6 protein-coding genes and 1 tRNA gene are annotated in these 6,363 nt (G+C 72.2%); 4 read left to right on the top strand and 3 right to left on the bottom strand.

Going from position 1 to position 6,363, the window contains the following annotated elements; genetic code table 11:
- From AOK08_RS43940 to AOK08_RS33105, 4 genes are all read left to right on the top strand, one after another.
- Window positions 1-335: peptidoglycan-binding protein (locus tag AOK08_RS43940; protein WP_198539469.1), on the top strand; the 335-nt coding region annotated here is incomplete at its 5' end.
- A gap of 70 nt (window positions 336-405) precedes the next feature.
- Complete coding sequence (locus AOK08_RS33115; protein ID WP_055532912.1) at window positions 406-1,533, top strand: SPFH domain-containing protein; 1,128 nt, start codon at window positions 406-408, stop codon at window positions 1,531-1,533.
- 138 nt (window positions 1,534-1,671) lie between these two features.
- A complete protein-coding gene (locus AOK08_RS33110; protein WP_055532911.1) occupies window positions 1,672-2,214 on the top strand; it encodes a DUF3592 domain-containing protein in 543 nt (180 codons plus the stop codon).
- Between the two features lie 40 nt (window positions 2,215-2,254).
- On the top strand, window positions 2,255-3,982 hold the full coding sequence (locus AOK08_RS33105) for an AMP-binding protein (RefSeq protein WP_241827194.1): 1,728 nt from the start codon (window positions 2,255-2,257) through the stop codon (window positions 3,980-3,982).
- A 62-nt stretch (window positions 3,983-4,044) separates the two neighbouring features.
- Here AOK08_RS33105 and AOK08_RS33100 read toward each other — a convergent pair.
- The 3 genes from AOK08_RS33100 to AOK08_RS33090 all read right to left on the bottom strand — a co-directional run bounded on the left by AOK08_RS33100 (window position 4,045) and on the right by AOK08_RS33090 (window position 6,238).
- Window positions 4,045-4,118, bottom strand: a tRNA-Lys gene (locus AOK08_RS33100).
- 97 nt (window positions 4,119-4,215) lie between these two features.
- Entirely contained in the window at window positions 4,216-4,974 is a 759-nt protein-coding gene (locus AOK08_RS33095) for an IclR family transcriptional regulator (RefSeq protein ID WP_055532910.1), read from the bottom strand.
- Window positions 4,975-5,269: 295 nt separating this feature from the next.
- A complete protein-coding gene (locus tag AOK08_RS33090) occupies window positions 5,270-6,238 on the bottom strand; it encodes a D-2-hydroxyacid dehydrogenase (protein WP_055532909.1) in 969 nt (322 codons plus the stop codon).
- Window positions 6,239-6,363 lie beyond the last annotated feature (125 nt).

Below are 6,363 nucleotides of genomic sequence, written 5' to 3'. Positions count from 1 at the left end.
CCCCTGGAACAGCCCCTGGAACAGCCCCTGGAACAGCCCCCGGCACGGTCCCGCCCGCGGCCGGTCCGCCGGCCGCGCCCGGGAAGGCGGCGGTCCCCGAGTTCCCCGGACGGGGCCTGTTCCGGCCGGGATCCAGCAACCCGTACGTCACCCAGCTCGGAAAGCGGTTGGTGAAGAAAGGATTCGGGCGGTTCTACACGACCCCGCCCGACGCGCGCTGGAACGAGGCGGACCGCCGAGCGGTGCAGGCGTTCCAGCGAACCCAGGGCTGGCGGGGCGGCGCGGCCGACGGCTACCCGGGCCCGGAAACCTGGCGCCGCCTCTTCGCTCCCTGACCTCGCCCCTGACCCCGACCGACCCCTCACCCCTGCATGAACGCATCTGGCGCGGAGGCTGGAGGCACAAATGAGTACGACGACCGAACACACACCGGAACCCGAGGGCCCCTCGGACGGCGGCCACCGGCCCGCCCGGCTCATTCAGAACGAGGCCACCACCGAGATCCCCGTCCACCTCCTGTTCCGCGACGAACCCGACCCGTCACCGGTGCCGCTGCGGCCCGCCGTCGTGGGGCGCCGACAGGGTACGGGCGAGCAGCCGCGCGTCCGCAGACCCGCACCGGCCGCACCACGCCCGGCGGTTGCGACGGTCGACCCCGACCTGGTGGAACGCCGGGCGCGGGTGCTGCCCGGCGCGGTGGGCGTGCTCGCCGGTGCCACCGGGCTGACCGGGGGCGTGCTCACCTCCTGGTGGGCGGGCGTACTGCCGCCGCTGGCGGTGGAGGCGCTGCGGCTGCCGACTGCGTACGCGGGTGCCGGTCTGGGCCCGGCCCAGTGGGCGGCGTACGCAGGAACGGGCGCCCTCGCCCTGTTCGGCTTCGGCGGGCTGGCGCGGGGGCGGACCGGGCGGGCCTGGGTGCTCGGCCTGTTCGGCCGCTACCGGGGAACGGTCCGGCGCACCGGCCTGCTGTGGGTCAACCCGCTTCTCCTGCGCGCCCGGGTCGACGTACGGCTGCGGCACTGGCGCGGCGAGCCGATGCCGGCGGCGGACGCCAGCGGGGTCGCGCTGCGGGTCGTCGTCCTCGTGGTGTGGCGGGTGCGGGACACCGCACGGGCCACGCTCGGGGTCGAGGACCACGAGACGTACCTGCGCGAATGCGTCGAGGCGGCGCTGGTCCGCGTACCGGTCGAGATGCCGGGCGCGGGACGGCGGGCGATGGAGACGGCGGGGGAGGCGCTGACCCGGGCGGTCGCGGCGGACACGGCACCGGTCGGCCTGGAGGTGTTCTCCGTACTCCCGGTCCGGGTCGAGTACGCCCCCGAGGTCGCCGCCGCGATGACCCGCCGCCGTATCGCGGCCCTGGACGCCCAGCACCGGGCCGCGACGCTCACCTCGGTCGTCGACTCGGTGGAGGACACGGTGACCCGGCTGACCCTGCGCGGCCTGGTCGAACTGGACGACTACGAACGCAAGGCCCTGGTGAAGGACCTCACGGTCGCTTTCTGCGCGGGACGGAGCGAACCGGGAGCGTGAGGGCCTGCCCGGATGCCAGATTCTGAGCATTCCTTGAGCAATTCGGGGACCCCCCACGGGTACGTTCCCCGTACGCCCCCAGGACCAGGTGAGGCGGCGTACGGGGAGCCGTACTGAACGAGAGACCGGGGGACGGCCATGGACATCATTTTCTACGGGGTGCCGACGCTGATGATCGTGGCGATCGTCGCGGGGGCGGCGGCCTTGATCCGCCGGGCGCTGCGGATACGCAGGGCCTGGAACAGCGGCCTGACCGCCGAGGCACGCTGCCTCCGGACGTACACGACCACGAGCGGCGGCTCCGGCGACTCCCGCGTGCGCACGACGCTGCACCACGTCTACGAGTTCACCGCGCGTGACGGCCGCACCATCCGCTTTGAGGAGGAGCACGGCTCGGGCGCGATCATCGAGGGCGACTACGTCACCGTCTTCTACAGCGAGGGCGAGGAGATCAACGCCACGGCACACCGCCCGAGCCCGGTCCGTATCGGGCTTGGCATGGTCGCCATCGTGGCGTTCTTCGGGGCGATGGTGGTGTTCCTCGTCGGCTTCATGGTGACGTACAGCCAGGCCATGGAAATCGGGGACTCGTTCTTCGGCAGCGACAGCGGGTACTCGGTCGACGAGAACACCGGCGAAACCTTCCCGGCCGACTGGGGCGTGCCCATGGAAACGCCGTGACCCTCCACATCTGACGGCATGTCAACTACCGTGCGCGCCCATGGAGTTCACGGAGGCCCAGACATTCATGGAGCCCAGGGGGTCGGGCGGGCGCACGGTCGCGGAGTTGGTGGCGGCGCGGTGGGGCGACCACCGGCCGGGCCTGTGGTGCGGGGACCTGACGCTCACGCACCACGAGGTGGCGGCGGGAGCGGCGGCGAGGGCCGCACTGCTGACCGACCTGCTGCCACCGGGCGCGGAGCCGCACATCGGCGTCCTGCTCGACAACACCCCTGAATACCCCCTGTGGTTGAGCGCGGCGGCCTTGGCGGGCGCCGCGGTCGCGGGCATCAACCCCACCCGCAGGGGCCCGGAGCTGGCCCGAGACATCCTGCACACGGAGTGCCCGCTCCTGATAACGGAGCGACCCCACCTCCCCCTCCTCACGGGCCTCGAACTCCCAGGAGTACGCCTCCTGTTGACCGACTCCCAGGAGTACGAGGACCTCCTGTCCGGGTACGCGGGCGCCGAACCGGACGCCTCCCGCGCCACCCCCACCTCCCGCCTCCTCCTCTACTTCACCTCGGGCTCGACCGGCGCCCCCAAGGCCGCGATCTGCACGCAGGGCAGACTCGCCGCCGCCGGTCGGACGCTGGCCGGATCCTTCGCCGTCCGCCCGGACGACGTGCACTACGTCTGTATGCCGATGTTCCACGGCAACGCGGTCATCGCGGACTGGGCCCCGGCCCTGGCGGCGGGCGCCGGGGTGGCACTGCGCCCCCGCTTCTCGGCCTCCGGCTTCCTGACGGACGTACGCCGCTACCGGGCGACCTACTTCACGTACGTGGGCCGGGCGATCCAGTACCTGCTGGCGACGCCCGCCCGGCCCGACGACCGGGACAACCCCCTGCGGCTGGGCTTCGGCACGGAGGCCGGGGCGGTGGACGCGGCGGCCTTCCGGCGGCGGTTCGGGGTACGGCTGGTGGAGGGGTACGGCTCCTCGGAGGGCGGGGCGGCGGTGCGGTGGACGCCCGGGACCCCGTCCGGCGCGGTGGGCCTGGCGGCGCCGGACGACGACCTGGCGGTGGTCGACCCGGAGACGGGCACCGAGTGCCCACCGGCGGTACTGGACGCCTCGGGCAGGCTGCTCAACGGGTCGGCGGCGATAGGGGAGCTGGTGAATCGGGGCGCCAGCCCCTTCGAGGGCTACTGGCGCAACCCGGAGGCGGAGGCGGCGCGCCGCAGAGGGGGGTTTCCCCGGTCGGGCGAAGCCGGGACCGGGCGAGGCTGGTACTGGACGGGCGACCTCTTCTACCGCGACGACGAGGGCTTCCTCTACTTCGCGGGCCGCGCCGACGACCGGCTGCGCGTCGACAGCGAGAACCTGGCCGCCGCGATGATCGAGAACATCCTCGCCCGGTACGAGGGCGCGGCGGCCGTCGCCGTGTACGCGGTACCGGACCCGGTGGCCGGCGACCAGGTCATGGCAACCCTGGCCGGCACCTTCGACCCGGCCACTTTCTCGGCCTTCCTGTCGGCGCAACCCGACCTCGGCACGAAGATGGCCCCCAGGTTCGTACGGGTCGTGAGGCGGATGCCGGTCACGGCGACCAACAAGATCCACCGGGCGGGCCTCAGGCGCGAGGGCTTCCGCTGCCCGGACCCGGTGTGGTGGCGGCCACCGGGCGAGGACACCTACCGCAGGCTGACCGGGGATGACGTGGCGGGGCTGGTGGAGCGGTATCGGGAGCGGGGGCGGGAGGAGCTGCTCGGCGGATTCAGCAGATGAGGGCCAGCTCATCGGCGGATGACGAAAGGGCCCCTCGCGACTGCGAGAGGCCCTTCCATATGTGCGCCGCCAGGGACTCGAACCCCGGACCCGCTGATTAAGAGTCAGCTGCTCTAACCAACTGAGCTAGCGGCGCATGACTCTCGCCGACCGCTTTCGCGGCTGGCGACAAGAAAAATACTACCTGGTCCTGGAGGGTGCTCCGGACCAGGTAGCGGTAGCCGCCGCAGGCCTTAGATCGCCAGTGACAGGAGCACCGGGCCCGCGCTGCGGTTCAGGCGTTCCGCCGCCTGGCGCAGGCGGTGGGCCTGGCGGAGCGGGAGGGACAGGGCGAGGCAGCCGACCGTGGAACCGGCCGTGATCGGGACCGCCGCGCAAACGGTGCCGACCGCGTACTCCTGGAGGTCCAGGACCGGCACCGTGGGCGGCTGGGTCTCCAGGCGGGAGAGCAGCAGCCGCTCGTTGGTGATCGTGCGGGAGGTGAGGCGGGCCAGCTTGTGGCGGGCGAGGTGGTCGCGGCGGCTGTTGTGGTCGAGCTGGCCCAGCAGGCTCTTGCCGATCGCGCTGGCGTGCGCGGCCGAACGGAAGTCGACCCACTCGTTGACGGCGGGCGTCGCCGCGCTGTCCGCGCACTGGGTGACATGGATCTCACCGTCGACGTACCGGCTCATGTAGATCGCGGCGCCCACCGAGTCGCGCAGCCGGTCGAGGGTGTGCTGGAGCTGGGCGCGCAGGGCCTGGTCATGGCCGTGCGTCGCGCCGAGGCGGCTGAGGGCGGTGCCGGTGACGTACGAACCGTCGGCGGCCTGTTCCACGTACCCTTCGCGGCGCAGCATGCGCAGGAGGGGGGTGAGCCGGTCCGTGCCGAGGTGGGTCTGGCGGGCGATTTCGGCGTCGGTGACACCGGCGGAGTGCCGGGCCACTGTCTCCAGGACGCGCAGTGCGTCCGGGGTCGAGTGGTACGGCGCGGTCGGCTCGTGCTTGAGAGCCACGGTGTTCCCCCTGGCTTGCTTTTAGCCGTGATCCGGACAGCCAATCCCCTCCACGATAACCGCCAAGGGGTCCATGTGGAGGGGGCGTTGACGAGATTGCCGCCCGGATCGCGGCCTCCCAGCAGGGGGGTGTTCGTATGGCATATGCCATAGGCAAGGGGAGGGAGGTGTTTGGCCATCCCGGTGGGCCGAGGATCCACTCCAGCGGGCCGGACTCGATCACCTGGCTGGAATCGAACATCGGCACTTGGTCGAAGATGTCCCGGGTGAACCTCGTGACCGGGTACGTACCGGGTCAGTGACCCGGTACGTACCCGCGCTGCTTGTCGACGACGTTCGTCAGTGGCTTCCCCGCCTCCCACTGCCCGTACAACTCCACGAACTGTGCCCCGAGTTCATCGCGCCAGCCCACGGTGTCGCCGCTCATGTGCGGGGAGACGAGCAGACCCGGCACCTCCCACAGGGGACTGTCGGGGGTGAGCGGCTCGTGCTCGAACACGTCGAGGGCGGCGCCCGCGATCCACCGCTTCGACAGCGCCTCGGCGAGCGCGGCCTCGTCGACGAGCTGCCCCCGGCCGACGTTGACGAACCGCGCCGAGGGCTGCATGACGCCGAAGCGGCGGGTGTCGAACATGTGGTGGGTGTCGGGGGTGAGGGGAGCCGCGGCGATCACCCAGTCGGCGCGCGCCATCAGCCGGTCGAGGTCGGCGGGCCCGTGGATGCCGGTACGCGGGACACGCCCGATGACCGCCGTGGTCACCCCGAGTCCCTTGAGGTACTTCGCGATCGCCCGTCCGATGGGCCCCGACCCGACGACACAGGCCTTCGTCCCGGCGACCCGCTGCGACTCCCGGTGGCGCCACTCGTGCCGTTCCTGGAGGCGCAGGGTCCTCGGCAGGTCCTTGGCCATCGCGAGGACCAGCGCCGCGACGTACTCGGCGAGGGGCTGGTCGAAGACGCCCCGTGCGTTGGTCACCACGGTGTCGGACGCGGTGAGTTCGGGACACATCAGGTGGTCCACACCGGCGCTCGCGGTGTGCACCCAGCGTGGACGCGCGCCCCCGCCCGGCCAGGCGGCCTGTACGGCGCGCGAGGTGAAGTCCCAGACGAGCAGGACGTCGGCGTACGGGAGCTGCGCGGCGAGGGTGGTCTCGTCGGCGTGCCTGACCCGGACGCGTCCGGTGAGGCGGCCGAGACGGGGAGGTGGGTCGGCGTCCAGGACGAGGAGGGTGGGAGGCGTGGAGGGCGCGGGGAGCGCGGGCATCGGGAGCCGTTTCCGATCAGGGAGCCTGGATGGCCGGCGGGCGCGGATTGTCCACGCTCGCACTCGAGCCCACCTTCGTCAATGCGCCCGGCGCGTCCACGGTCGGTCCAGGCCGGGTCTTGTTT

This window comes from Streptomyces graminilatus, from assembly GCF_001418565.1.
Classification (GTDB): Bacteria; Actinomycetota; Actinomycetes; order Streptomycetales; family Streptomycetaceae; genus Streptomyces; species Streptomyces graminilatus.
Note: the sequence above shows the minus strand (reverse complement) of the source record. Positions and strands in the feature narration are given on the sequence as shown.

Bases quoted from the DNA above. Each gene is read 5' to 3' on its own strand.
- AOK08_RS33090 (WP_055532909.1), bottom strand. From the start codon at position 6,238: ATGCCCGCGCTCCCCGCGCCCTCCACGCCTCCCACCCTCCTCGTCCTG.
- AOK08_RS33105 (WP_241827194.1), top strand. From the start codon at position 2,255: ATGGAGTTCACGGAGGCCCAGACATTCATGGAGCCCAGGGGGTCGGGC.
- AOK08_RS33115 (WP_055532912.1), top strand. From the start codon at position 406: ATGAGTACGACGACCGAACACACACCGGAACCCGAGGGCCCCTCGGAC.
- AOK08_RS33110 (WP_055532911.1), top strand. From the start codon at position 1,672: ATGGACATCATTTTCTACGGGGTGCCGACGCTGATGATCGTGGCGATC.